Genomic DNA, 22,725 nt, shown 5'->3' on the forward strand with positions numbered 1-22,725 from the left:
AAGCGGGTGGCCGGGCCGGTTGCCCGGTGGCTTTCAGGGTGACGGGAGAACGGGCGGCGCGTCTTTAGGGGCGCGGGCAGGTGGACGCGTCCATATGGGGCGCGTCCTGGTGGGCGCGTCCATAGGGAGCGCCCATAGGGAGCGCGTCCTTTGCCGGCGTCCTTGGTGCCGGTGCCTTACGTGGGCGGGTGCCTCGCGTCAGCGGGTGTCTTACGTGCGCGGGTGCCTTACGTCAGCGGCCCCGGTGCCGGGGAGGGATCGGGGATCGGGTCCGGGTTGGGTGTCGGCGGGCGCGGCACCGGGGGCGGCGGCACGGGATCGGGCGGGCCGGGCATCGGCCCGGGCGCCGGGCCCGGCTCCGGGCCTCCGGGACCCGGCGGCGGGGTGGGCGCGGGCGGCACGGGCGGGGCCGGTTCGCGGTGCCGGGCGGGTGCCGAGGGGGCGGGCCGCACGTCCTCGCGGGGCGGGATCGGGGCGCGGGGCGGGCCCGGTTCGGGGGCCGGGACGGGCGTGCGGACGGGGGCCTGGCCGGGGCCCGGGGCGGGCGTGCGGGCCGGGACCGGCTCCGGGGCCGGGCCGGGCGTGCGGGTCGGGCGCGAACGGTGTTCCACGGCGGCAACCTCCGGAACGTGACGAGGGATGAACGGCTCCTGCCCCCGTACCCGGGTTTCGCCGCTCTATCGCACCGGCGTGCGAAAGATATCCGTGAGCTGGTGCCTCCCGGCGCCGCGCCCGTGTGTCCACCCGGAGCCGGTGCGGCGGGGCCCGGCGGCGTCCGGCTCACCCCGCCCGGCGCCCGGCTCACCCAGCCCGTCGTTCGGCGCGGCACACCCGCATAACCGCTCGTACGGTGGAGAGGCGATCCACGATCGCCGAACGCCGCTGCCGTACGGAGGCCCCATGGACTCCCCCCAGCCACTCACCGAGAGCGACCTGCACCAGCTCGACGCGCACTGGCGGGCCCTGAACTACCTCGCCGCCGGGCAGATCTACCTCACCGGGAACCCGCTGCTCACCGAGGAGCTGCGCCCCGAGCACATCAAGCCCAGGCTGCTGGGCCACTGGGGCACCTGTCCGGGGCTCAACCTCGTCTACACGCACGTCAACCGGCTGATCAGCGAGCGCGGCCAGGACGCGGTGTGCGTGTGGGGGCCCGGGCACGGGGGGCCGTCCGTCTTCGCCGGGGCCTGGCTGGAGGGCACCTACGGGGAGCTGGACCCGGATCTGGGGCGGGACGCCGCCGGGATGGCCCGGCTGTTCCGGCAGTTCTCGTTCCCCGGCGGAGTGCCCAGCCACGCCGCGCCCGACGCGCCCGGCTCCTTCCACGAGGGCGGCGAGCTGGGGTACGCGCTCGGGCACGCGTACGGGGCGTCGCTGGACAACCCGGACCTGCTGGTGGTCTGCGTGATCGGGGACGGCGAGGCGGAGACGGGGCCGCTGGCGGCCTCCTGGCATGCCAACAAGTTCCAGGACCCGGTGCACGACGGCGCCGTCCTGCCCGTCCTGCACCTGAACGGCTACAAGATCGCCAACCCCACGGTGCTCGCCCGGCTTCCGGAGGACGAACTCGACGCGCTGCTGCGCGGCTACGGCCACGAGCCCCTGTACGTCGGCGGCGACGACCCGGCGGCGGTGCACCGGGCGCTGGCCGCCGCGATGGACACCGCCCTGGACCGGATCCACGCGATCCAGCGCGCCGCGCGCGAGGGCGGCGAGCGGACCCGCCCCCGCTGGCCCCTGATCGTGCTTCGCACGCCCAAGGGCTGGACCGGACCGTCCGAGGTGGACGGCAAGCCCGTCGAGAACACCTGGCGCGCCCACCAGGTCCCGCTGTCCGGGGTGCGGGAGAACGAGGCGCACCGGCAGCAACTGGAGGCCTGGCTGCGCTCGTACGCCCCGCAGGAACTCTTCGACAGGGCGGGGCGCCCGCGACCGGACGTCCTGGCCTTCGTCCCCGAGGGCGACCGGCGGCTCGGCTCCTCACCGCACGCCAACGGCGGGCGGCTGGCCCGCACGCTGCCGCTGCCCGAGCCGGAGCGGTACGCCGTCCCCGTCGACCGGCCGGGCGCGCGCTCCCACGAGCCGACCCGGATCCTCGGCGGCCTGCTGCGCGACCTGATGGAACGCACCGCCGACCGCCGCGACTTCCGCCTCTTCGGCCCGGACGAGACCGCGTCCAACCGGCTCCAGGACGTGTACGACGCCACCGGCAAGGCGTGGCAGGCGGACGTGCTGCCGACCGACGAGCACCTGGCGCGGGACGGACGCGTGATGGAGGTCCTCTCCGAGCACCTGTGCCAGGGTTGGCTGGAGGGCTACCTGCTCACCGGGCGGCACGGCCTCTTCTCGTCCTACGAGGCGTTCGCTCACATCGTCGCGAGCATGGTCAGCCAGCACGTCAAGTGGATCCGGACGGCCCGCGAGATCCCCTGGCGGGCCCCCGTTCCGGCGCTGAACTACCTGCTGACCTCGCACGTCTGGCGGCAGGACCACAACGGCTTCTCGCACCAGGACCCCGGCTTCGTCGACCACATCCTGAACAAGAGCCCGCACGAGGTGCGGGTCTACCTCCCGCCGGACACCAACACCCTGCTCGCCGTCGCCGACCACGTGCTGCGCACCCGCGACGTGGTCAACGTCGTCGTGGCCGGCAAGCAGCCCTGCTTCGACTGGCTGGACATCGAACAGGCGCGGGCCCACCGCGCGCGGGGCGCCGGTGTCTGGGAGTGGGCCGGCACCGAGCGGCCCGGGCAGGGGCCCGACGTGGTGCTCGCCTGCGCCGGCGACGTTCCGACGCAGGAGGTGCTGGCCGCCGCGTCGCTGCTCCGGACGCACCTGCCCGACCTGGCCGTACGGGTCGTCAACGTCGTCGACATGACGCGGCTGCTGCCCCACGAGGAGCACCCGCACGGCCTGACGGAGCGGGAGTTCGACGCGCTGCTGCCACCGGACACGCCGGTGATCTTCGCGTACCACGGCTACCCGTGGCTGATCCACCGCCTGGCGTACCGGCGGGCCGTGCACCCGAACCTGCACGTCCGCGGCTACAAGGAGATGGGGACGACGACCACGCCCTTCGACATGGTCGTCCGCAACGACCTGGACCGCTACCGGCTGGTCATGGACGTCATCGACCGCGTCCCGGGCCTGTCCGTCCGGGCCGCCGGCGTGCGCCAGGCGATGGCGGACGTCCGCTACCGCCACCACGGCTGGATCCGCGCGCACGGCACGGATCTGCCGGAGGTGGCGGAGTGGCGCTGGCCGGGGTGACAGGGCCGGACGGGGGCGGGGCTCCGGCCCGGATTGGCCGCGGAGCGCGGTGAGGGTCCCGGCGGGGCGGGGCGACGGGTCCCGGGGGAGGGACCGGCCTTGGGCACCGCAGGCGCGGTGAAGGGCCGCCCGTCGTCCGCTCAGTGCCTCAGGGCTTGGGGTCGCGGGCGTCGTAGCGCAGGAAATCGCGGCGGCCGAGGCCGAGCAGCGCCACCACCAGGACACAGGCGAGACCGCCGCCGACGATCGCCACGGCCGGCGAGGCGAGGTCGGCCGCCGAACCGGCCAGGAAGTCCCCCAGCCGCGGCCCGCCCGCGACCACGACGATGAACACGCCCTGCAGTCGGCCGCGCATCTGATCGGGCGTGGCGGCCTGGAGCATGGTGCTGCGAAACACCATGGAGATGGTGTCCGCGCACCCCGCCACGGCCAGGAAGAACAGCCCCAGCCACAGGTGCCGGGCGAGCCCGAAGGCGGCGATGGCGGCGCCCCAGGCGGCGACGGACAGCATGATGGCCAGCCCGTGCCGGCGGATGCCGCCCAGCCAGCCGGAGAACAGCCCGCCCAGCACCGCGCCGAGCGCCGGGGCCGCGACGAGCAGGCCGACCGTCTTGGCGTCGCCCCCGAACCACAGGGCCGCCACCGCCGGGAACAGGGCGCGCGGCTGGGCCAGCACCATGGCCGCCATGTCGGAGAAGAAGGTCATCCGCAGGTTGGGACGGGTGGCCAGGAAGCGCAGGCCGTCCAGGACGGAGGCGCGGCGCCGCGGCCCGTCACCGTCGTGCTCGGGGCGCATGGCGGGCAGCCGCCACATGGCGTAGAGGGAGCCGGTGAAGGCGGCGACGTCGATCAGGTACGCCGCCTGGTACCCCCACAGCCCGACGATGACCCCGCCCAGCATCGGACCGCCCATCAACCCGAGGTTGCTGGTCAGGGAGTTGAGCGCGTTGGCCGCGGGGAGCTGCTCCGGGGGCAGCAGGCGCGGGATCATCGAACTCCGGGCCGGGGAGTTCATGGCGAAGCAGACCGCCTGGAGCGCGACGACCGTATACAGCAGCCAGACCTGCCGGAAGCCGAGCAGCGCCGCGCCGGCGAGGACGACGGACATCAGGGTGGCACCGCCCGCGCTCACCAGACCGAGCTTGCGGCGGTCCACGGTGTCCGCGATGGCACCGCCGTACAGCCCGAAGACGATCAGCGGGACGAGCGAGCACAGGCCGACGAGTCCGACCGAGAAGGTGGACCCGGTGATCGCGTAGACCTGCAGGGACACCGCCAGGGCGGTCATCTGCTGGCCCATCCAGGAGACGGTGTTGCCGAACCACAGACGCCGGTAGTCGGGGGAGGTCCGCAGCGGCGTGATGTCGGCGAATATTCGGGATCGGAGTGGTGGGCGGGGTTGATCAGTCACGGTTGGAGGCACGCGGCAGTGTAAAGCACGTCCAGCGCAAACGGTCCTTACGGATAAGGGCCGGGGGGCGGCAAAATCAAGCCCGTCCGGCGATTGAGGACAACGCCCCCGGCGTTCACCGGCACCCAAGAATCACCCGCCACCCGCCACCGCGCCACCGGCGACGACCGACGGTCCGGCAGGCGGCGGACCGGCCGACGGACCAGCAGGCAGGGGGACCGGCGGGCGCGACCTGCCCGAACCCTCAGTCCTCCCCGAGGCCGTACACCCGGCGCGCATTGCCGGCCGCGATCAGCGCGCCGACACGCCCGGCATCCGCGGCCGACCAGGCTCCGGAGCGGACCCAGCCGCTCAGCACCCCGCCCAGCGCCGTACGGAAGAGCGCGGCGCCGATGACGTACCGCTCGGGGAGGCCGTGCGCGTCGGTGGAGAACAGGAGCTTGCCGAACGGGGCCAGCTCCAGGAACTCGGCGAGCACCTCCTCGGCCCGCGGGCCCGTGTGGGAGACGGCCAGGCCGACGTCCGCGTAGGCGTGCGGGAAGACGCTCGCCAGGTAGGCGGCGTGGCGGTGGTACGGGTAGCCGTGCAGCAGGATCACGTCCGTGCCGGTGTCGGCCGTGGCCCGCAGGAAGTCCGTCACCAGCGCGGGGTCGGCCTGGTGCAGCCGCAGGTCCGGGTCGCCGAAGCCGGTGTGGAGTTGCAGGGGGCGGCCGGTGGCGACCGCGAGCCACAGCAGGTGGCGCAGCAGCACCGGGTCGGTCAGGCGCCGCCCGCCGGAGGCGAGCCACCGCGCGGCGGCGGCCGTGACCTCGCCCCGGTCCGGGGGATCGGGCGCCAGGGCCAGCCCGTGCCGGTAGGCGGCGACCGACTTGAATCCGGCGGCGCTCCCGGCCGCCTCCCGCACGGCCTCGGCGATCCTCGCCGTCCACACCTCGGCGGCCTCCCCTGACGCGCCCGGTCGCGAAACGGCCTTCCCCGACGCCCCGTGTCGCGAAACGGCGTCCCTTGGCGTGCCCGGTCGCGAAACGGCCTCCTCTGACGCCCCCTGTCGCGAAACGGCCTCCCTTGGCGCGCCCCGGACCGGCCACGCTCCTCCCGTCCCCTCCCCGGCCACCGGCCCGGGCGCGCCCGGCACGACCTCGCCGCTCGGCACCCTCCGCGCTTCCCGCGACGCGCCCCGGCCCGACCGCGTCCCTCCCGCGCCTTCCCCGGACGCGCCCGGTCCGGCTTCCGCCGGGCTCGCGCCGCCCGCTCCCCTCATGACCTCGGCGGCCAGCCGCTCGGCCAGCCGCTCCAGCCGGACGATCTCCAGGCCGCTGCCGCCGCCGGCGTCGGCCGTCTCGCGAGGGCCGGTGAGGACCCCGGGGAGCCCGGTGTCGACGAGGTAGGTGCCGATACCGGTGGCCCGGAGCAGCCGCCGCCTGGTCTCCGGCTCACCCAGTTCGCGGCGGCGGGCGAGGTAGTCCTCGGGTGGGCAGTGCGCGGGCAGGCCGAGCAGCGGAGGACACCAGCGGCGCACCGCGAAACCGGCCTGGGTGTCGAAGTACGTCGTCCCCCTCGCGGCCGGGCGGTCGGACTCCGACAGCAGCGCCTCGAAACCGGCGGGTCCCGGCGCCTCCCGCAGCACCCCGTGGCAGTGGTGATCCACCAGCGGCGGCAGCTCCGGGCCCAGGGCGCCCCACGCCGCCGAGCCCTCCATCGCGCGATCGGCCGTCCCCGGCATCAGTACCTCCAGCGCGTGGCGGCGGCGATCTCCCCGGCCGCGCTCCCGGCGAACCGCGCCGCCTCGGCCCTGCGGACCGCGAGGACCGCCCCGAGCAGCACCTCCCCCAGCGCCTCGGCGAGCGGCGCCGACTTCTCCAGGTGCTCGACGGCCTCGGGGAGGGAGGCCGGGAGCCGGACGATGCCGCGCCGCGCGCGTTCGCGCACGCCCCACAGGCCGGGGTCGCCGGTGACGGGCGGCGGCAGCGCGGCTCCCGCCGCCATGCCGTGCAGTCCGGCGGCGATGACCGCGCCGACAGCCAGGTACGGATTGGCGGCGGCGTCGAAGCTCTTGACCTCGGCGTGGCCGCCCTCCGGGTCGTCGGGGTCGCCGGTGACCAGGCGCAGCGCGGCCTCGCGGTTCTCCACGCCCCAGCACTGGTAGGCACCGGCCCACCGGGAGGGGGCCAGCCGCAGGTAGCTCGCGGGTGAGGGGCAGCCGATGGCGAGCAGCGCGGGCAGGGCGTGCAGCACACCGCCCAGGAACCGTACGGCGTCCGGAGCCAGCCCCCACTGCGCCCCGGCCTCGCGGTGCAGGCTGTCGTCCGAACGCCACAGGCTGAGGTGCAGGTGGCAGCCGTTGCCGACTTCGCCCGCCACGACGGAGGGCGCGAACGAGGCCCGCAGCCCGTGGCGGACGGACACCGCCCGGACGGTCTCGCGGACCAGGACCACCTCGTCGGCGGCCCGCACCGGGTCGGCGGGAGCGGTGGACACCTCGAACTGTCCCGCCGCGTACTCCGGGTGCAGTTGGAGCACGTCGATGCCCTGGAGCGCCAGCGCCTCGGCGATGTCCCGCAGGTAGTCGGAGAGTTCGACGACGCGGGTCATGCCGTACGCCGGTCCGGCACACGGGTACTCCAGCGCGTCCGCCCCCTCCGCCGGACCGGCCGGATCCGTCCCGGCCGACGCCGTGGTGTTTGCGGGGGCCGGGGCGCGCGTCACCACCCACTCGGTCTCGAACCCCATGCGCAGCCGCAGCCCGGCCGCCTCGGCCCGGTCCGTCATCCGGCGCGCGAACTGGCGCTGGCAGGCCGGGTGCGGGGCGCCGAGCTGCTCGTAGCGGTCCACCGGGGCCCAGGCCCACCCGGGCTGCGCCGCGAGAACGGTGATCCGGTCGAGGTCGGGGAACAGCCGCAGGTCACCGTCCGGACCGCCGAGGTGTGCGGAGGGTGCGGTGGCGTCCTCGGACGTGTAGGCGTCGAAGACCGGGGACATGCCGACGCCGCGCCGCACGGCCTGCGGCAGCCGCCGCACCGGAACGGCCTTGACCCGGGTGATGCCCGCGTTGTCCACCCAGGTCAGAGCCACGGTCCGCACCCCTTCGGCATCCAGCCGAGCCGCCACCTGCCGCGCCTCGGCCCACTGCTCCGGGTCCCTTGTTCCCATCGTGCCCGTCCTCACATCGCCGCTGTCCGACCACTCCCTGACGATCCGTCAGCCGCTCGCGCCCCGCCCGCCCGCGGCGCACCGCCGACCGGTCACGGACCGTCGAACTCGCACCCTACGCATTCTCCTCCGGGGCGCCCTTCCACACCCGGGGCCCGTCACCCCGATGCCAACGGCGATCCACCGGACGTGACGGTGCCTCCGAACCTTCTCCGGCGTCGAGCGGAGGAAGCCGAGGAATCAGGCCGAGAGAAGGAAGCGCAGAGGAAGGGAGCACAGAGGGCCGAAGAGGAAGAGAGAGCGGAGGACGAAGAGAACGCCGAGGCAGAAGTCATGACGCACACGATGCCTGTTCACCCGTCCGCCGCCCTCCGGGAACACCCTGACTTCCTCCCGGATGCGACCCTGAAGGAACCCCGACACCGTGGAACCGGCCGAAGGTGACGGGAGATCAACGGCACCGGAAGACCGAAAGCGACTGGAACCGACCGAAGGCGAGAAAAACATGGCTCCCCTGGGACACCGCATCGACATCGAGCAGGGCTCGGAGCACGTCCGCGTGGTGCGCGACGGACAGGTCGTCGCCGACAGCCGCCGCCCGTTGCTCCTCCGCGAGACCGGGCTGCCGGTCCGCTACTACCTCCCGCCCGAGGACGTCCGCACCGACCTGCTCACTCCTTCCGACACGCACACCCACTGCCCCTTCAAAGGCACGGCGTCCTACTGGTCGCTTCCCCACGGCACGGACGACGTCTGGGCCTACCCCGAACCGAAGCCCAACGTCGCCGCGATCAAGGACCACTTCTGCTTCTACGAGGTCGAGATCGCGAGCGACGACCAGGAGCACTGAGGGGGACCAGGAGGACTGAGGAGGCCGGTCGCACCGCGAACCCGGCGCGACCGGAGGGGAGAAGCCCAAGCCCCAATCCAACGCGACCGGAAGAGCGAAGCCCGAGCCCCCAACCCAGCCCGACCGAAGGGCAGGAGACCGACCCGATCACCCGACTCCGTCCGGGCGAGGGGCAATCGGCCCACGAGCCCGGACGTGACGCGCATGGATAAGCCCAGGTCCCCCAGGTCGCCCACACCAGGAAGGAAAGTTTCCTAACAATTTTCCGCTCGTCCATTGACGCGTACATGGCCGCTCGTCACGATGCCTGGGACGGCATCCCCAGCCGACCCAGGAGACGGACATGACGCTCTTCCCCCGCGCCAAAAGACCGCTCGCCACTTCCGGCCCCGCCCCCGACCACGAAGGCCGACGCGCCACCGGCACACACCGCAAGGGCCTGCGCAACCCCCGCGTCGGCCTCCCGGCCGCCGGCTGCGCGGCGCTCGCCCTGATCGGCGGCGCCCTGCTGTGGTCGCCCGCTGACCGGGCGGACGCCGCGCCCACGGCCCGCGCCGCCGGGTTCACGGTGGTGGCCGCCGGGGACATCGCCGAGCAGTGCACCGCGAGCAGCAGTTCCTGCGCGCACCCCAAGACGGCCGCCCTGGTCCAGAAGATCAACCCGAGCTTCGTCCTGACCATGGGCGACAACCAGTACGACGACGCGCGCCTGAAGGACTTCCAGAAGTACTACGACAAGACCTGGGGCGCCTTCAAAGCCAAGACCCGCCCGATCCCCGGCAACCACGAGACCTACGACCCGGCCGGTTCGCTGGCGGGCTACAAGGCGTACTTCGGGGCCATCGCCTACCCGAAGGGCACCAGCTACTACAGCTTCGACAAGGACAACTGGCACTTCATCGCCCTGGACTCCAACAGCTTCGACAAGCGGGCGCAGATCGACTGGCTCAAGGCCGACCTCGCCGCCACCACCAAGAAGTGCGTGGCCGCCTACTGGCACCACCCGCTGTACTCCTCCGGCGAGCACGGCAACAATCCGGTCGGCCGCCCCGTGTGGAAACTCCTGCAAGAGGCCAAAGCCGAACTCGTCCTCAACGGGCACGACCACCACTACGAGCGGTTCGCCCCGCAGGACGCGGACGGCAACACCGACGAGAACGGCCTGGTCGAACTGCTCGGCGGAATGGGCGGCGCCAGCCCGTACAAGATCGAGGAGGTGCAGCCCAACAGCCAGAAGCGGATCACCAAGACCTACGGCGTGGTCAAGCTGAACTTCACCGACAACGGCTTCTCCTGGGACCTCGTCGGCACGGACGGTTCGACGAAGGACACCAGCCCGTCCTACCAGTGCCGCTGAGCGGGCCGGATCACCAAGGATGTATCTCGCGACCACGGACGCCACCCGCGCGACACGCCAGTTGTCGCGCGGGCGCGTCACCGGACCGGTGCTCGCCCTGGGCACCGTCAGCCTCGTCACGGACATCTCCTCGGAGATGGTCACGGCGGTGCTGCCCCTGTACTTCGTCCTCCATCTCGGCCTGAGCCCGCTCCAGTTCGGCTTCCTGGACGGTCTCTACAACGGCGTCACGGCGCTCGTGCGCCTCCTGGGCGGGCACGCCGCCGACCGCGGCAACCGGCACAAGCTCGTCGCGGGCTCCGGTTACGCGCTGTCCGCCCTCTCCCGGCTGGGCCTCCTGCTCGCCGGTGGCGGAACGCTGGGCATCGGCGCCGCGCTGGCCGCCGACCGGATCGGCAAGGGCGTGCGTACCGCCCCGCGCGACGCGCTGATCACGCTCAGCAGTCCGCCGGACGCGCTGGGCCGGGCGTTCGGCGTCCACCGCGCCATGGACACCACGGGCGCCTTCCTCGGGCCGCTCGCCGCGTTCGCGCTGCTGTGGCTCACCGCCGACGCGTACGACGCCGTCTTCGTCGTCAGCTTCTGCGTCGGGCTCGTGGGCGTCCTGCTGCTGATCGCCTTCGTCCCCGGGCGCGACGCGCTGCCGCCGCTCCCGGCCGCGCCCGCCGCGCCCCGCGCCGGGCTGCTGGCACCACTGCGCGACCCCGCCTTCCGCCGGGTGCTGGGCGCGGCGGCGCTGCTGGGCGCGGCCACCATCGGGGACGCGTTCCTGTACCTGATGCTCCAGCGGCGGCTGGACTTCGCGGTGAGCTGGTTCCCGCTGCTTCCCTTGGGGGCCGCAGGGGTGTACCTGCTGCTGGCGGTGCCCGCCGGGCGGCTGGGTGACCGGATCGGCCGCCGCGTGCCCTTCCTGGCGGGCCACGCGGCGCTCCTCGGCGCGTACGTCCTGCTGCTGGTCACCGGCAACGGCCTCGTGCTGCTGGCCGGCGTCCTGCTGCTGCTCGGCGTCTTCTACGCGGCCACGGACGGCGTGCTGATGGCGCTCGCCGGGCCCCTGCTGCCGGCCGCCCGGCGGGCGAGCGGGCTGGCGCTGCTGCAAACCGGTCAGGCCCTGGCCCGCCTGCTGGCCGCCGCCGGGTTCGGCGCGGCCTGGACGCTGTGGGGCGTCGGTCCCGCGCTCGGCGCCGCAGCCGGGGCGCTGACAGTGGCCCTGATCTGCGCGACCGTCCTGCTCCCTGGCCCGCGAAAACGCGCGGGAGGACATCCGGGAAGACGCCCGGAACGCCCCTCGGAAACCTCCTCGGAAAGGCAAGGGTGACCCGGATGCGTACGAAACAGCCATCCGCCACCAGGAAGACGGGCACGAAACAGCCATCCACCATCAGAGAGACCGGCACGAAACAGCCATCCACCACCAGCGACACCAGCACAAAACAGCCACCCACCACCAGCAACACCGGCACAAAACAGCCACCCACCACCAGCAACACCGGCACAAAACAGCCACCCACCACCAGCGAAACGACGCTCGTGCAACAGGACGCCACCCCACCCAAGAAGGCGTTCCCCGCATCCCTCTCCCCACGGATGCGGATCCTCGCGATCGCGGTCGCCACCACCGTGCTCACCACCGTCGCCGTGGTCTACACCGTCGGCGCCGCCCGGCGCGCCGAACCGGCCGATCCGCCCTCCGCGTTCGGCCTGGAACACGGTCGGCTCTACTTCCGCAGCACCCAGGAGGGGCACGGCCGCGTGGCCCACCTGCCCGCCGCGGCGAGCGGGCAGCGCCGCACCACGGGCGGCCCCGCCTGCGAGCGGTTCTACGCGGCGGGCGGCACCGGCCTGTGCCTCCAGCGCCGCCCCGGCATCCCCCCGACCGCGTACGCCGTCGTCCTGGACGAGCGGCTGCGGCCCACCCGCCGGATCGCGCTGACCGGCATACCCAACCGGGCCCGCGTCTCGGCCTCCGGACGGATGCTCTCCTGGACGATGTTCGCCACCGGCGACTCGTACGCCGGGTCCTCCTTCTCCACCCGCACGTCCATCCTGGACACCCGCACCGGCTACCTCATCAAGAACATGGAGGAGATCCCCCTCACCCTCGACGGCCGCCGGTACCACTCCCCCGACGTCAACTACTGGGGCGTCACCTTCGCCCGGGACGACAACCGCTTCTACGCCACCGTCTCCACGAAGGGGAAGACCTACCTCGTCGAGGGCGACATGCGGACCTGGTCGGCCCGCGTCCTGCGGGAGAACGTCGAGTGCCCCTCCCTCTCCCCCGACAACACCCGCATCGCCTTCAAGAAGCGCGTCCGGGAAGGCACCCGCGACCCGTGGCGGCTGTACGTGCTGGATCTGCGCACCCTGCGAGAACGGCCACTGGCCGAGCGGCGCAGCGTCGACGACCAGGCGGCCTGGCTGGACGACCACACCCTCGCCTACGCCCTTCCCGGCGACGACGGCCGCGCCAGCGACATCTGGACCGTCCCCGCCGACGGCGGCGGCGCCCCCGCCCTCCGCGTACCGGGCGGCTCGTCACCGGCACCGGTGCGGTGAGGGACGAGCCGCACCACCCCGGCACCGGCCCGCACGAGCGGCACCGGCAACGGCTCCGCCTCACCCCCACGTGTCGCACAATCAGGACATGAACGACGCGACGCAGCCCATCGACCCGTCCCCGGACCGGCCCACCGGGAACCCCGCCGCCGGCCGGCGCGGCGAGCGGGACCGCGACCCGCAGGGCCGGGCCCGCAACGCCCGGCCGCGCGACGGTCTGGGCCGTCCGCTGCCGTACGGCTCGCCGGGCGTCGCCCGGCAGCCCGAAGGCGTACCGCGCACCCCCGCGGAGGCGCTCGCCGAGGCGCAGCGGCTGCTGGACGCGGGGATGCCCTTCCACGCCCACGAGGTGCTGGAGGACGCCTGGAAGGCGGCCCCCGGCCCGGAGCGGCACCTGTGGCGGGGCCTCGCCCAGCTCGCCGTGGGCCTGACGCACGCGGCCCGGGGCAACGCGACCGGCGGCGCGTCCCTGCTGCTGCGGGGTGCGGACGCGATCACTCCGTACGAGGACGCGCCTCCGCACGGCATCGACGTCCCCGGCCTGTCCCGCTGGGCCCGCACGCTGGCCGGGCGGCTCGCGGACCCGGCGCGCCGCCCGCCGGACCCGGTACCGGCCGCCGAATCCGCCCCGCGTCTGCGGCGGCAGGCGGTCTCCCAGCGCCACGAGGACTCCTGACGGCCCGCACACGGGCCTCCCGCACGGCCCCTCAGCTGCTCCCCGACCCCCCGTCCTCCTCCACGCGCCGCTGCCCCCGTACGTGCATCCGCCACGCCAGGACGGCGCCCGCCGTCAGCGCCCCGGCGACGGCGACGCTCGCCCACACGCTCGCGGCCGACCGGTGCGGCTCCGCGTGCCGGACCTCGGCCGCGACCGGCCGCGCCGCGACACGCGGTCGCTGATCGTCATGGGCGCGCGGCACGCCGGTCACCCGCTTGAGGTTGAGGGTGCCGATCGGCCGGGCCGCCGCCCCCGTGGCCCCGAATCCCCAGTCGAGCAGGGAACGCGCCTCCTGGTAGACGGCGTTGGGAGCACCGCTCTGCGGATTCATGACGGTCACCAGGAGGGTCCGCCCACCACGCCGGGCGGCGGCGACGAGCGTCTGGCCCGCGTCGCTGGTGTAACCGTTCTTGACCCCGATGACCCCGGGGTAGGGGTCCAGGCCGGGGGCTCCCAGAAGCAGCCGGTTGGTGTTCTGGATCTCGTAGGACGAGCGTCCGCCCCCGCTGGGGAACCTGGCCGTCCTGGTGGAGCAGTAGTCCGCGAAGTCGGCGTACGCCAGCCCCGCGCGGGCGAACACGCTCAGGTCGTAGGCCGAGGACACCTGGCCCGGCGCGTCGTACCCGTCCGGTGAGGCCACATGGGTGTCCCGGGCCCCGAGTTGCCTGGCCTTGGCCTGCATTTCCTTGGCTGTGGCGGACCAGCCGCCGTTCATCGAGGCCAGCACCCGCACCGCGTCGTTGCCGGAACTGAGGAAGACACCGCGCCACAGGTCCGCGACCGTGTACCGCTTCCCTTCCTCCACCCCGACCAGGCTGCTGCCCGCCCCGATGCCCGCCAGTTCCTCCGGACGCACCCGATGCACGGCGTTCCGGCGGAACTTGGGCAGGACGGTGACCGCGAACAGCGTCTTGAGCGTGCTCGCCGGCGCGAGCGGCCGGTGCATGTCCTTGGCCGCCAGCACGTCCCCCGTCCGCAGGTCCGTGACGACCCAGGACCGCGCGGACAGCCCACCCGGCAACCCGGCCGCCTCCCCCACCACCGCCGCACGCCGCCCTCTCCCCGCCGCCCCCTGGGCATGCGCCGCACCCGGTATGGACGTGACGGACACCATCGCCACGGCGACCGCGGCACCGGCCGCCGACGCGGCGGCCACTCGGGGCAGCACGGCGCTCGCCCGGGGCAGCGCCATCCGCGCCCACCGCAGGGGCCGCGCGGCATCCTTCACGGACGACGGGGCCGCCCCGGACGAGGTGGACTTCCTGGACCAGAGGGGGACATGAGCCATGCCCTCACGCTAGGAACGCCCGCGTCCGCCCGCAGTCGGGCCTACACCGGACGGTCGACGCGACGTGGCGAACGGGGCATGGCGACCGGCGCACCCGGTGGTGACGGGCGGCGCCACCGGCGGAGGGGCACCCACCCCGACCCGCCCGGGAGCCACCGCTCCACCCGCCTGGGGGAAACGCCTCACCCGCACCCGGACAAAAGAAGGACCCGCCCGGTGCGACGGGGGATGCACACCGGGCGGGCTCACGACCCTTTCTACCGCACCTGCGAACGGATATGCCTCAAAAGTTTGTTCGCACCCGAGAGGCCACGCGCCGTACGACGAGATCAAGCCATCCCTCCACCCGCCACCGGACCTCTCTCATCCGCCCCCTGCCGCCACACCGTCCACGCCCCGACGGGCCCACCGACCGCCCCGTACCGGCGGTCCGCCGCCCGGCACCACGGCACTCCCGGGCCTCCGCCCCGCGCACCGCACACACGGCCCCGCCAGGCCCTTTCCCCGGCGCTCCAGCCGCTGGGCCGCCACCCCGGGCCCCTCCTGTCCGGCCGGACGAAGCAACCATCCGCACCGGCCCGACACCTCCGCCCCCGTCCTTCACCCTCGCCGTACACTCCGCCCACCGGCCTCGCCCGGTGACACCTCACCTCGGGGTGACACTGGGTGACGTTCCCTCCGCACCACGAGATCGGCCGAATTTCCCCGCATCCAAAAGACGATCAGGTAATCGCGTCCGCGACAGGCCCCGCACGACGGATTCGCCCCGGCCCTGGCCCCTGCCGACGACCCCACCCGGCCGCCCGGGCCCTCGCTCCGTCCCGCCGGCATCCCACCACCGGGCGTCCGGACGGGGCACGGGTCACGGTATGAGCGCCACCGCCCTGGTCCAGCCCGCACCAGCGCCCTTGATCTTCACCGGGAAGCAGGCGACCGTGAATCCCGTCGGCCCCGGCAGCGCGTCCAGTCCGGCGAGGCGCTCGATCTGGCAGTACTCGCGGTCCCGGCCGGCGAAGTGCGCGGGCCACAGGACGCCTCTGTCCCCGGTCCGGTGAAACCGGTCGATCATGTGCCGGAACGGCGCGTCCAGACTGAACGCGTCCGTGCCGATCACGCGGACCCCCAGGTCCAGCAGCAGGTGTGTGGCCGACGCGTCCAGACCGGTGAAGTCGGTGAAGTAGGCCGGGGTGCCGGCCAGCGCGTCGGCCCCCGTGCGCAGCAGCACGATGTCGCCGGGATCCGGGAGCCGGCCGACGCGGTCCAGCCGCGCCCGGAGGAACGACGCGTCCACGGCGCCCGGCCCCGCGCCGGTCAGGTCCAGGACCATGCCCGGGGCGTAGAACCACTCCAAGGGCAACGCGTCGATGTGGCGCGGCCGGCCGTCCCCGTACCGGGCCACGGAACCGTAGTGCGACGGCGCGTCGACGTGGGTGCCGGTGTGCGAGGTGAGGGTCAGTGTGTCGATCGACAGCAGTTCCCGATCCGGCAGGGCGGCAGGGTCGAACCGCACGCCGAAGTGCGTTCGCATCTCCTCGCTCATGTGCTTCGCGCCCTCGGCGGGGGTCATGACCTGGTGCTGTACCGGCTCCGGTTCCCAGCCCGACGCGTCGACGGGCGTGGAGAGATCGATGATGCGCATGGGTGTCCTGCCTCCGCTCCTCGTGGCGGTGCCGTGTTCCGGCGGGTCTCAGGCGAGCAGGCTCAGGCCGCCGTCCGCCGTGATCACCTGTCCGTGGATCCACCCGGCCCGGTCCGAGCAGAGCAGGGCCGCGGCGTCGGCGATGTCCGCGGGCGTCGTCAGCCGGCCGGCCGGGGTCCGCCGGCTCAGGGCCCGGACCGCCTCCGTCCCCCCGTTCGCTCCGCCCTTGTCCAGCTTCGCCGTGGACACCGCGTTGACGGTGATCCCGCACGGCGCCAGTTCGGCCGCCAGGTAGCGCACCTGCGCCTCCAGAGCCGCCTTCGCCAGGCCGGCGCTGACGTAGGCGGGGACGACGTGCCGGGCGCCCTCGCTCGTCACGACCAGGATGCGGCCCGGGCCGCCCGCCATGGCCCGTTTCAAGGAGCGTGCGCCCAGCACCAGGGGTGCCAGGGCGGCCGTCAGGTCCGCTCGGATGCCCTCCGGCCGGGGAGCTGCGGCGCTCATCCGGTGGAAGGAGGCGACGCTGTGGACGAAGATGTCCAGCCGCCCGTGTTCCCGGCGCAACCAGGCGAGTTGCCGCGGCAGCGTGCTCGTCACCGTCACATCGCCGCGGAGGGCGGTCACCGGGCCGGGCAACGGGGCGAGGCCGGCCACGGCCTCCTTGGCCGCGGTCTTGTCGTGGGCGTACCCCAGATACACCCGGCAGCCCCGGGCGGCGAGGGCACGGGCCACGGCCAGCCCGGCGCCCCTGGTGCCGCCGGCCACCAGCGCCACCTTCTCCTGCCACGCGGTCCCGGCACCGTCCACCATGTCAGCCCACCTCCATGCCGTCGTTGACCAATCCGAGGAACTCCCGCGGGGTCTTCGCGGTGGTCACCAGGTCGTCGGCCAGCCGCAGACCGTGCCGGCGCTCGATCCGGACGGCCGTCTCCAGCAGGGCCAGCGAGTCGTATCCCAGGTCGGCGAACGGTACGTCGAGGACGTCGCCGTCGAGATCGACGTTCTCGTCCCCGCCGGCCGCCGCCCGCATGACCTTCATGAGCTCGTCCACCGTCATCATGGCTGTCATTCCTCCCGAACCTCCCGGGCAGCACGCGGATATTGGTCGCCACTGTGCGGACCACCGCTGGAGCCGGGCTCAAGCCGACGTGGAGCAAAACCCTCCAGCGCGCTTCGAGGCCGTTTCGACCCGCCGCGGCAACGCTCGGTGCCCGTGCGGCGGCACACCACGGCGCACACCCACAGGGCGATCGGGCAGGTGAAGTGATGACGCAGACACCAGCGCACACCGAACGCGAGCACGCCGCGGGCCGCGTCGCGCGCCGGCTGGCCGACTCGGCGCGGCTCGGCGGTGTCCACGACGTGCCGGAATGGCTCGGCGAACGGCGGGGCGCCCACACCTTCGAGGTCCGGCGCATCCCGTTCGCGCGGCTGGACCGCTGGTCCTTCGCGCCGGACTCCGGGAACCTGGTGCACGACACCGGCAGGTTCTTCTCCGTGGAAGGCCTGCGCGTCCGGCGGGAGGGCGCGCCCGACTGGGTCCAGCCCATCATCAACCAGCCGGAGACGGGCCTGCTCGGCATCCTCGCCAAGGAGTTCGACGGCGTCCTGCACTTCCTGATGCAGGCCAAGATGGAGCCGGGGAACATCGGGCTGTTCCAGTTGGGCCCCACGGTGCAGGCGACCCGCAGCAACTACACCAAGGTCCACCGGGGCCGCGGAACGCGCTACATCGAGCACTTCACGGGGCCGCGGCGGGGCCGCGTCCTCGCGGACGCGCTCCAGTCCGAACAGGGCGACAGCTTCCTGCGCAAACGCAACCGCAACATGGTCGTGGAGACCACCGAGGACGTCGAGGAGCACCCCGACTACCGCTGGCTGACGCTCGGGCAGATCCACGACCTGCTCTCCGTGGACAACCTCGTCAACATGGACGCGAGGACCGTCCTGTCGTCGCTGCCGCTCCCGGACGGCCAGGCGCCCGGCACGGCGCCCACCGATCCGGAGCTCCTCAGCTGGCTCACCGAACTCAAGACCCGCCACGAGCGCACGGTGACCCGCATCCCGCTGTCACGCGTCGACGGATGGCATCGCCACGACGACGAGATCGCCCATACCGCGGGCCGTCACCTCGCGGTCGTGGCCGCCTCCGTCGTCGCCGGCAACCGCGAGGTGACCCGTTGGACCCAGCCGCTGCTGGCCGCCCGGCGCCGGGGGCTCGCCGCCTTCGTCGTCCGCCGGACCGCCGGCACCGTCGAGGTCCTCGTCCAGGGACTCAGCCAGCCCGGCACCTTCGACACCGTCGAGCTGGCCCCCACCGTGCAGTGCGTCACGGAGGGCTACACCGGTCTCGACGACCCGCCGCCCTTCCTCGGCCATGTGCTCTCGGCGCCGCCGGAGCGCGTGCTGTACTCGGCGCTGCTGTCCGAAGAGGGCGGCCGGTTCCACGAGCGCGACAACCGCTATCTCCTCGTCGAGGCCGACGACGCCTTCCCCGAGGACCTTCCGTACGCCTACCGCTGGGTGCCGCTGGACCAGCTCAAGCGGTTCATCGGCCTGGGCGGCCACGTCGACGTGGAGGCGCGCACCCTCGTCACCTGCCTCCAGTCCCTGCCGCCGGAAAAGGGGTGGGCATGGACCGCGTGAGTTTCGGCGTCCTGGGCTGCGCCTCGATCGCCCGGCGCAAGATGCTGCCCGCCCTGGTGTCCCACCCGCGGGCCCGCCTCGCCGCGGTGGCCAGCCGCTCCGCGGCCAAGGCCGAGCGGTTCGCCGCCGCCTTCGGGTGTGACGCCGTCACCGGGTACGAACGGCTCCTGGAGCGGCCCGATGTCGACGCGGTGTACCTGCCGCTGCCCGCCGGGCTGCGCGCCGAGTGGATCGGGCGGGCGCTCGCCGCCGGCAAACACGTGCTCGCCGAGAAGCCGCTCACCGTGACCGCCCCCACCGCCCGGGCCCTCGTCGCCCTCAGCCGGGAGCGGGGACTGCTGCTGATGGAGAGCTTCATGTTCCTCCACCACTCGGCGCACCGCACCGTACGGGAGTGGGTGGACGCCGGGCGCATCGGCGAACCGCGGGCGTTCACGGCGACGTTCACCATCCCCCCGCTGCCCGGGGACGACATCCGCCACCGGCCCGAGCTCGGCGGCGGCGCCCTGCTGGACCTGGGCGCGTACACCGTCCGTGCGGCCCAGCTCCACTGCGGCTGCGGACTTCGCCCGGTCGGATCCGTCCTGGTGACCGATCCGCACACGGGCGTGGACACGTCCGGCGCGGCTCTGCTGGCCGCCGGGCCGGTGACCGCGCAGCTGTCGTTCGGGATGACGGGCCCCTATCGGTGCGGCTACAGCTTGCGGGGCAGCACGGGAACGCTCACTTTGGACCGTGCTTTCACCCCGCCGCCCGATTGGCAGCCGGTCCTGCGCGTCGAGAGCCAGGACCGGGTGCGGGAGCTGCGGCTCCCGGCCGACGACCACTTCGCCAACACCGTCACCGCGTTCACCTCGGCCGTGCTGTCCGCCGAGGACTTCACCGCGCACGGCGACCAGATCGTCCGGCAGGCCGAACTGCTGGACGGCATCCGGCTCACGGCCGCGCCGGTGCCCGCCCCCGTCACCGCCGCCGGTGCCGCGGTGCCGCGGACCGCGTAGGGACCCGGCATGGACATCGTCGGCCGCGGCTTCCTCGCGCACAGCCTCCGCCCCCTCGCGGACCGGCACCCGCACGTCGTCGCCTTCGCCGCCGGCGTCTCCCGCGGCGACGGCGCGGCGGACGCGGACTTCGCGCGGGAGAGCGGCCTCCTCTACGACACCGTCCGGGACTGCCTGCGCACCGGCCGGCTGCTGCTGTACTTCTCCACCTCCTCCGCCGGGCTGTACGGATACGGGGGCACGCGCCAAACGGCCGACGAGGACGGCCCGGTCCGCCCCGCGTCACCGTACGGCCGGCACAAACTGGCCATGGAGGAGGTGGTTCGCGGCTCCGGAGCGGACCACCTCGTGCTGCGCCTGTCCTATCCGGTGGGCCGCGCCCAGCGCCCGCACCAGTTCCTCCCGTCCCTGGTCGGCCAGGTCCGCCGCGGCCGGGTGCGGATCCACCGCGGTGCCCGCCGCGACCTCATCGGCGCCGCCGACGCCATGGCGCTCATCGATGCCCTGCTGCGGCTCGGCGCCTCGCGGCAGACCGTCAACCTGGCCTCCGGCTGGGCGATCCCCGTCGAGGACATCGTCGACCACGTCGAGCGCCGGCTGGGGACCGTGGCGGAGCGCGAGGTGACCGACGTACGACCGGAGGGGTCCGTCTCCACGGCCCGGCTCCGGCGGCTGCTGCCCTCCGCCACACGGGAACGGGGCTTCGGCCCCGACTACTACCAACGGGTCATCGACGCCTACCTCACCGACCGGGAGCCCCTGCCATGACCGATACGACGACCCCGGACAGCACCAGCGACGTCTGCGTCGTCGGCGGCGGACCCGCCGGGCTGGCGCTCAGCCTGCTGCTGCTGCGCAGCGGATTCCGGGTCGCCCTCGTCGAACGCTCCGCTTCCCTGGACCGCGCGTACCGGGGGGAGATCCTTCAGCCGGGCGGCCTCGCCCTGCTCGACCAGCTCGGCTGCCTGGCCGGGGCGACCGCGCGCGGGGCGTACCCGCTGGACCGCTTCCAGCTCGTGGAGGGCGGCCGGGTCCTGCTCGACATCGACTACGGGCGGCTGCCCCCTCCGTACACGTCACTGCTCAGCATCCCCCAGAGCCACGTCCTGACCGAACTCCTGGAGCGGTGCCGCCGGTTCGACGGCTTCCACGAGCTGGCCGGCCACCGGGTGACCGACCTGGTGACCGGTGACGGCGGCGCGGTGCGGGGGATGATCGCGGCGGGCCCGCGGGGCCGCCGTACCGTCCGCGCCGCCTGTGTGGTGGGCGCGGACGGCCGCTTCTCCAAGACCAGGCGCCTGGCCGGCATCGAGGCCGACCGGATCGACGCCTTCACGTTCGACGTCCTGTGGTGCAAGCTTCCCCTGGCCCACGGCCGGCGGCCCCGCGCGGTCCGCGTCTTCCGCTCCGCGGGCAGCCCGGTACTGGTCCACCCCTCTTACCCCGACGCCCTGCAGATCGGCTGGACCCTGCCGCACAAGGGGTACGCGGAGCTGGCCGCGCGCGGTGTCGCGCATGTCAGGGACGAGATCTGCCGGGCGGTTCCCGACCACGCCGACCTGGTGCGCGAGCGGATCACCTCGCTCGGCGACCTCACCCTCCTGGACGTCTTCGCCGGGCGCGCCCGGGAGTGGGCGCGGGACGGGCTGGTCCTGATCGGCGACAGCGCGCACACGCACAGCCCGCTGGGCGCCCAGGGCATCAACCTGGCCCTGCAGGACGCGGCGCTGCTGCACCCCGTACTGGCCGCCGCGCTGCGCGCCGGTGACGTCACGGCCGAGCGGCTCGCCGCCTACACGGCGCCCCGCTCCCGCGACATCGACCAGGTGATGAAGATGCAGCGCATCCAGGCGAAGGCGATGCTCTCGCAGGGGCGGGTGGCCCGCGCGGTGCGGCCCCGGCTCGCCTCGTTGATCCAGCGCACCCCGATCGGGTCCCGCGTCACCCGGCTCATCGCCCATGGGAACCCGCGGGCGCGGGTGCGGGCGGACCTGTTCCGTCCCGCCGTACCGACGCGGCCCTGATGCGCCCCCGGCACCGCGAACCGGCTCCGGCCAAGGCCCGCCCCCGCGGTACCGGCCTGGCCCCCAGGCACGGCCCGGCCGCCCCTGCCCGTACCGCCCCGCCCGCGCCTCGGCACGACCGTGCCCGAAGGCGCGGCACCGGCAACGTCCCGAAAGGAACCGCGACATGTCCCTCACCACGTTGACGCCGGAACGGCTGCGCGCCGGCATCGAACAGTTCTACGCCCGGCACCTGCATCTGCTCGACGACGGCGACGCCGAGGCGTGGGCCGAGACCTTCACCGAGGACGGGGTCTTCGCCCTTCCCGGCCGGCCGGAGCCGACCCGCGGCCGGGCCGCCCTGGCCGAGGGAGCGCGCCGCGCGCACGCCGAGCGGCGCGGCTCCGGCGAGACCCACCGGCACTGGCACGGCATGACCGACATCAGCCCGCGGGACGACGGCACGGTTCACGTGCGCTGCTACGCGCTGGTCGTCGCCACGCCGCGGGGCGGTGACCCGCGGCTGCACCGCTCCTGCGTTTGCGAGGACGTCCTGGTGCCGGTGGGCTCCGGGTGGCAGGTCAGGAGCCGGCGGGTCACCCGGGACGGCTTCTGACCCGCGGCCCCGCACCCGGGACGCCGCCCGCCCCCCCGCCGGGGGGGCGGGCGCGCGCGAATAGAACCGCCGCGCCGCCCGCCCCCCCCCCCGCGGGACTCGACAGCCCCCGCCCGCCGCTTTTAGCCTTGTAGTCCGATGTAGAGTTTGTGATACAGGTGTCTGGAGTTCAGTCGTGTGCTATTCCGATCTGTGCGGCGTGCTGCGGGCCGCCGGG

At 73.9% G+C, this 22,725-nt stretch carries 18 protein-coding genes; 11 read left to right on the forward strand and 7 right to left on the reverse strand.

Features of this window, described 5'->3' with window-relative positions:
- Nucleotides 1-900: 900 nt before the first annotated feature.
- Nucleotides 901-3,270, forward strand: coding sequence for a phosphoketolase family protein (locus tag ABZX96_RS27465; protein WP_355549529.1), 2,370 nt, complete (start codon nt 901-903; stop codon nt 3,268-3,270).
- Nucleotides 3,271-3,418: 148 nt separating this feature from the next.
- Here ABZX96_RS27465 and ABZX96_RS27470 read toward each other — a convergent pair whose 3' ends face one another.
- The 3 genes from ABZX96_RS27470 to ABZX96_RS27480 all read right to left on the reverse strand — a co-directional run bounded on the left by ABZX96_RS27470 (nt 3,419) and on the right by ABZX96_RS27480 (nt 7,831).
- Complete coding sequence (locus tag ABZX96_RS27470) at nt 3,419-4,681, reverse strand: MFS transporter (protein WP_355549530.1); 1,263 nt, start codon at nt 4,679-4,681, stop codon at nt 3,419-3,421.
- Between the two features lie 244 nt (nt 4,682-4,925).
- Nucleotides 4,926-6,380 carry an amidohydrolase family protein gene (locus ABZX96_RS27475; RefSeq protein WP_355549562.1) on the reverse strand — a complete coding sequence of 485 codons (1,455 nt, stop codon included), beginning with the start codon at nt 6,378-6,380 and terminating at the stop codon, nt 4,926-4,928.
- A 23-nt stretch (nt 6,381-6,403) separates the two neighbouring features.
- The gene (locus ABZX96_RS27480) at nt 6,404-7,831 is read right to left on the reverse strand and encodes a glutamine synthetase family protein (RefSeq protein ID WP_355549532.1); all 1,428 of its coding nucleotides are present in this window, start codon (nt 7,829-7,831) and stop codon (nt 6,404-6,406) included.
- A 505-nt stretch (nt 7,832-8,336) separates the two neighbouring features.
- Here ABZX96_RS27480 and ABZX96_RS27485 point away from each other — a divergent pair.
- From ABZX96_RS27485 to ABZX96_RS27505, 5 genes are all read left to right on the forward strand, one after another.
- Nucleotides 8,337-8,681: a DUF427 domain-containing protein gene (locus ABZX96_RS27485; protein WP_355549534.1), complete on the forward strand. Its 345-nt coding sequence runs from the start codon at nt 8,337-8,339 to the stop codon at nt 8,679-8,681.
- A 343-nt stretch (nt 8,682-9,024) separates the two neighbouring features.
- Complete coding sequence (locus tag ABZX96_RS27490) at nt 9,025-10,038, forward strand: metallophosphoesterase (protein WP_355549536.1); 1,014 nt, start codon at nt 9,025-9,027, stop codon at nt 10,036-10,038.
- Between the two features lie 19 nt (nt 10,039-10,057).
- On the forward strand, nt 10,058-11,356 hold the full coding sequence (locus ABZX96_RS27495; RefSeq protein ID WP_355549537.1) for an MFS transporter: 1,299 nt from the start codon (nt 10,058-10,060) through the stop codon (nt 11,354-11,356).
- A gap of 269 nt (nt 11,357-11,625) precedes the next feature.
- On the forward strand, nt 11,626-12,597 hold the full coding sequence (locus ABZX96_RS27500; protein ID WP_355549564.1) for a hypothetical protein: 972 nt from the start codon (nt 11,626-11,628) through the stop codon (nt 12,595-12,597).
- Between the two features lie 88 nt (nt 12,598-12,685).
- A complete protein-coding gene (locus ABZX96_RS27505; RefSeq protein ID WP_355549538.1) occupies nt 12,686-13,273 on the forward strand; it encodes a DUF309 domain-containing protein in 588 nt (195 codons plus the stop codon).
- Nucleotides 13,274-13,304: 31 nt separating this feature from the next.
- Here the strand turns inward: ABZX96_RS27505 and ABZX96_RS27510 are convergent, their stop codons facing one another.
- The 4 genes from ABZX96_RS27510 to ABZX96_RS27525 form a co-directional block, all read right to left on the reverse strand.
- On the reverse strand, nt 13,305-14,507 hold the full coding sequence (locus tag ABZX96_RS27510) for a serine hydrolase (protein WP_355549566.1): 1,203 nt from the start codon (nt 14,505-14,507) through the stop codon (nt 13,305-13,307).
- A gap of 958 nt (nt 14,508-15,465) precedes the next feature.
- Entirely contained in the window at nt 15,466-16,242 is a 777-nt protein-coding gene (locus ABZX96_RS27515) for a cyclase family protein (protein WP_355549540.1), read from the reverse strand.
- 48 nt (nt 16,243-16,290) lie between these two features.
- Nucleotides 16,291-17,052 (reverse strand): SDR family oxidoreductase, encoded by a 762-nt coding sequence (locus ABZX96_RS27520; protein WP_355549542.1) that lies wholly within the window; start codon nt 17,050-17,052, stop codon nt 16,291-16,293.
- Nucleotide 17,053: 1 nt separating this feature from the next.
- On the reverse strand, nt 17,054-17,311 hold the full coding sequence (locus ABZX96_RS27525; protein WP_355549544.1) for an acyl carrier protein: 258 nt from the start codon (nt 17,309-17,311) through the stop codon (nt 17,054-17,056).
- Nucleotides 17,312-17,508: 197 nt separating this feature from the next.
- Here ABZX96_RS27525 and ABZX96_RS27530 point away from each other — a divergent pair, with 197 nt between their 5' ends.
- The 5 genes from ABZX96_RS27530 (at nt 17,509) to ABZX96_RS27550 (ending at nt 22,508) form a co-directional block, all read left to right on the forward strand.
- Nucleotides 17,509-18,888: an NDP-hexose 2,3-dehydratase family protein gene (locus ABZX96_RS27530; RefSeq protein WP_355549546.1), complete on the forward strand. Its 1,380-nt coding sequence runs from the start codon at nt 17,509-17,511 to the stop codon at nt 18,886-18,888.
- Nucleotides 18,876-19,889 carry a Gfo/Idh/MocA family oxidoreductase gene (locus ABZX96_RS27535; protein ID WP_355549548.1) on the forward strand — a complete coding sequence of 338 codons (1,014 nt, stop codon included), beginning with the start codon at nt 18,876-18,878 and terminating at the stop codon, nt 19,887-19,889. The genes ABZX96_RS27530 and ABZX96_RS27535 overlap by 13 nt, the downstream gene beginning before the upstream one ends.
- 9 nt (nt 19,890-19,898) lie before the next feature.
- Nucleotides 19,899-20,657, forward strand: coding sequence for an NAD(P)-dependent oxidoreductase (locus ABZX96_RS27540; protein ID WP_355549550.1), 759 nt, complete (start codon nt 19,899-19,901; stop codon nt 20,655-20,657).
- Entirely contained in the window at nt 20,654-21,913 is a 1,260-nt protein-coding gene (locus ABZX96_RS27545; protein ID WP_355549552.1) for an FAD-dependent monooxygenase, read from the forward strand. Before ABZX96_RS27540 ends, ABZX96_RS27545 begins: the two co-directional genes overlap by 4 nt.
- 166 nt (nt 21,914-22,079) lie before the next feature.
- On the forward strand, nt 22,080-22,508 hold the full coding sequence (locus ABZX96_RS27550) for a nuclear transport factor 2 family protein (protein ID WP_355549554.1): 429 nt from the start codon (nt 22,080-22,082) through the stop codon (nt 22,506-22,508).
- The last annotated feature ends 217 nt before the right edge of the window (nt 22,509-22,725 follow it).

This window comes from Streptomyces sp. NPDC003077 (assembly GCF_040611095.1).
Taxonomy (GTDB): domain Bacteria; phylum Actinomycetota; class Actinomycetes; order Streptomycetales; family Streptomycetaceae; genus Streptomyces.

What these genes read in the sequence shown, in the direction of transcription:
- ABZX96_RS27465 (WP_355549529.1), top strand. Translation starts at nt 901, where the DNA reads ATGGACTCCCCCCAGCCACTCACCGAGAGCGACCTGCACCAGCTCGAC.
- ABZX96_RS27475 (WP_355549562.1), bottom strand. Translation starts at nt 6,380, where the DNA reads ATGGAGGGCTCGGCGGCGTGGGGCGCCCTGGGCCCGGAGCTGCCGCCG.
- ABZX96_RS27480 (WP_355549532.1), bottom strand. Translation starts at nt 7,831, where the DNA reads ATGGGAACAAGGGACCCGGAGCAGTGGGCCGAGGCGCGGCAGGTGGCG.
- ABZX96_RS27485 (WP_355549534.1), top strand. Translation starts at nt 8,337, where the DNA reads ATGGCTCCCCTGGGACACCGCATCGACATCGAGCAGGGCTCGGAGCAC.
- ABZX96_RS27490 (WP_355549536.1), top strand. Translation starts at nt 9,025, where the DNA reads ATGACGCTCTTCCCCCGCGCCAAAAGACCGCTCGCCACTTCCGGCCCC.
- ABZX96_RS27495 (WP_355549537.1), top strand. Translation starts at nt 10,058, where the DNA reads ATGTATCTCGCGACCACGGACGCCACCCGCGCGACACGCCAGTTGTCG.
- ABZX96_RS27500 (WP_355549564.1), top strand. Translation starts at nt 11,626, where the DNA reads ATGCGGATCCTCGCGATCGCGGTCGCCACCACCGTGCTCACCACCGTC.
- ABZX96_RS27505 (WP_355549538.1), top strand. Translation starts at nt 12,686, where the DNA reads ATGAACGACGCGACGCAGCCCATCGACCCGTCCCCGGACCGGCCCACC.
- ABZX96_RS27510 (WP_355549566.1), bottom strand. Translation starts at nt 14,507, where the DNA reads ATGGCGCTGCCCCGGGCGAGCGCCGTGCTGCCCCGAGTGGCCGCCGCG.
- ABZX96_RS27515 (WP_355549540.1), bottom strand. Translation starts at nt 16,242, where the DNA reads ATGCGCATCATCGATCTCTCCACGCCCGTCGACGCGTCGGGCTGGGAA.
- ABZX96_RS27520 (WP_355549542.1), bottom strand. Translation starts at nt 17,052, where the DNA reads ATGGTGGACGGTGCCGGGACCGCGTGGCAGGAGAAGGTGGCGCTGGTG.
- ABZX96_RS27525 (WP_355549544.1), bottom strand. Translation starts at nt 17,311, where the DNA reads ATGACAGCCATGATGACGGTGGACGAGCTCATGAAGGTCATGCGGGCG.
- ABZX96_RS27530 (WP_355549546.1), top strand. Translation starts at nt 17,509, where the DNA reads ATGACGCAGACACCAGCGCACACCGAACGCGAGCACGCCGCGGGCCGC.
- ABZX96_RS27535 (WP_355549548.1), top strand. Translation starts at nt 18,876, where the DNA reads ATGGACCGCGTGAGTTTCGGCGTCCTGGGCTGCGCCTCGATCGCCCGG.
- ABZX96_RS27540 (WP_355549550.1), top strand. Translation starts at nt 19,899, where the DNA reads ATGGACATCGTCGGCCGCGGCTTCCTCGCGCACAGCCTCCGCCCCCTC.
- ABZX96_RS27545 (WP_355549552.1), top strand. Translation starts at nt 20,654, where the DNA reads ATGACCGATACGACGACCCCGGACAGCACCAGCGACGTCTGCGTCGTC.
- ABZX96_RS27550 (WP_355549554.1), top strand. Translation starts at nt 22,080, where the DNA reads ATGTCCCTCACCACGTTGACGCCGGAACGGCTGCGCGCCGGCATCGAA.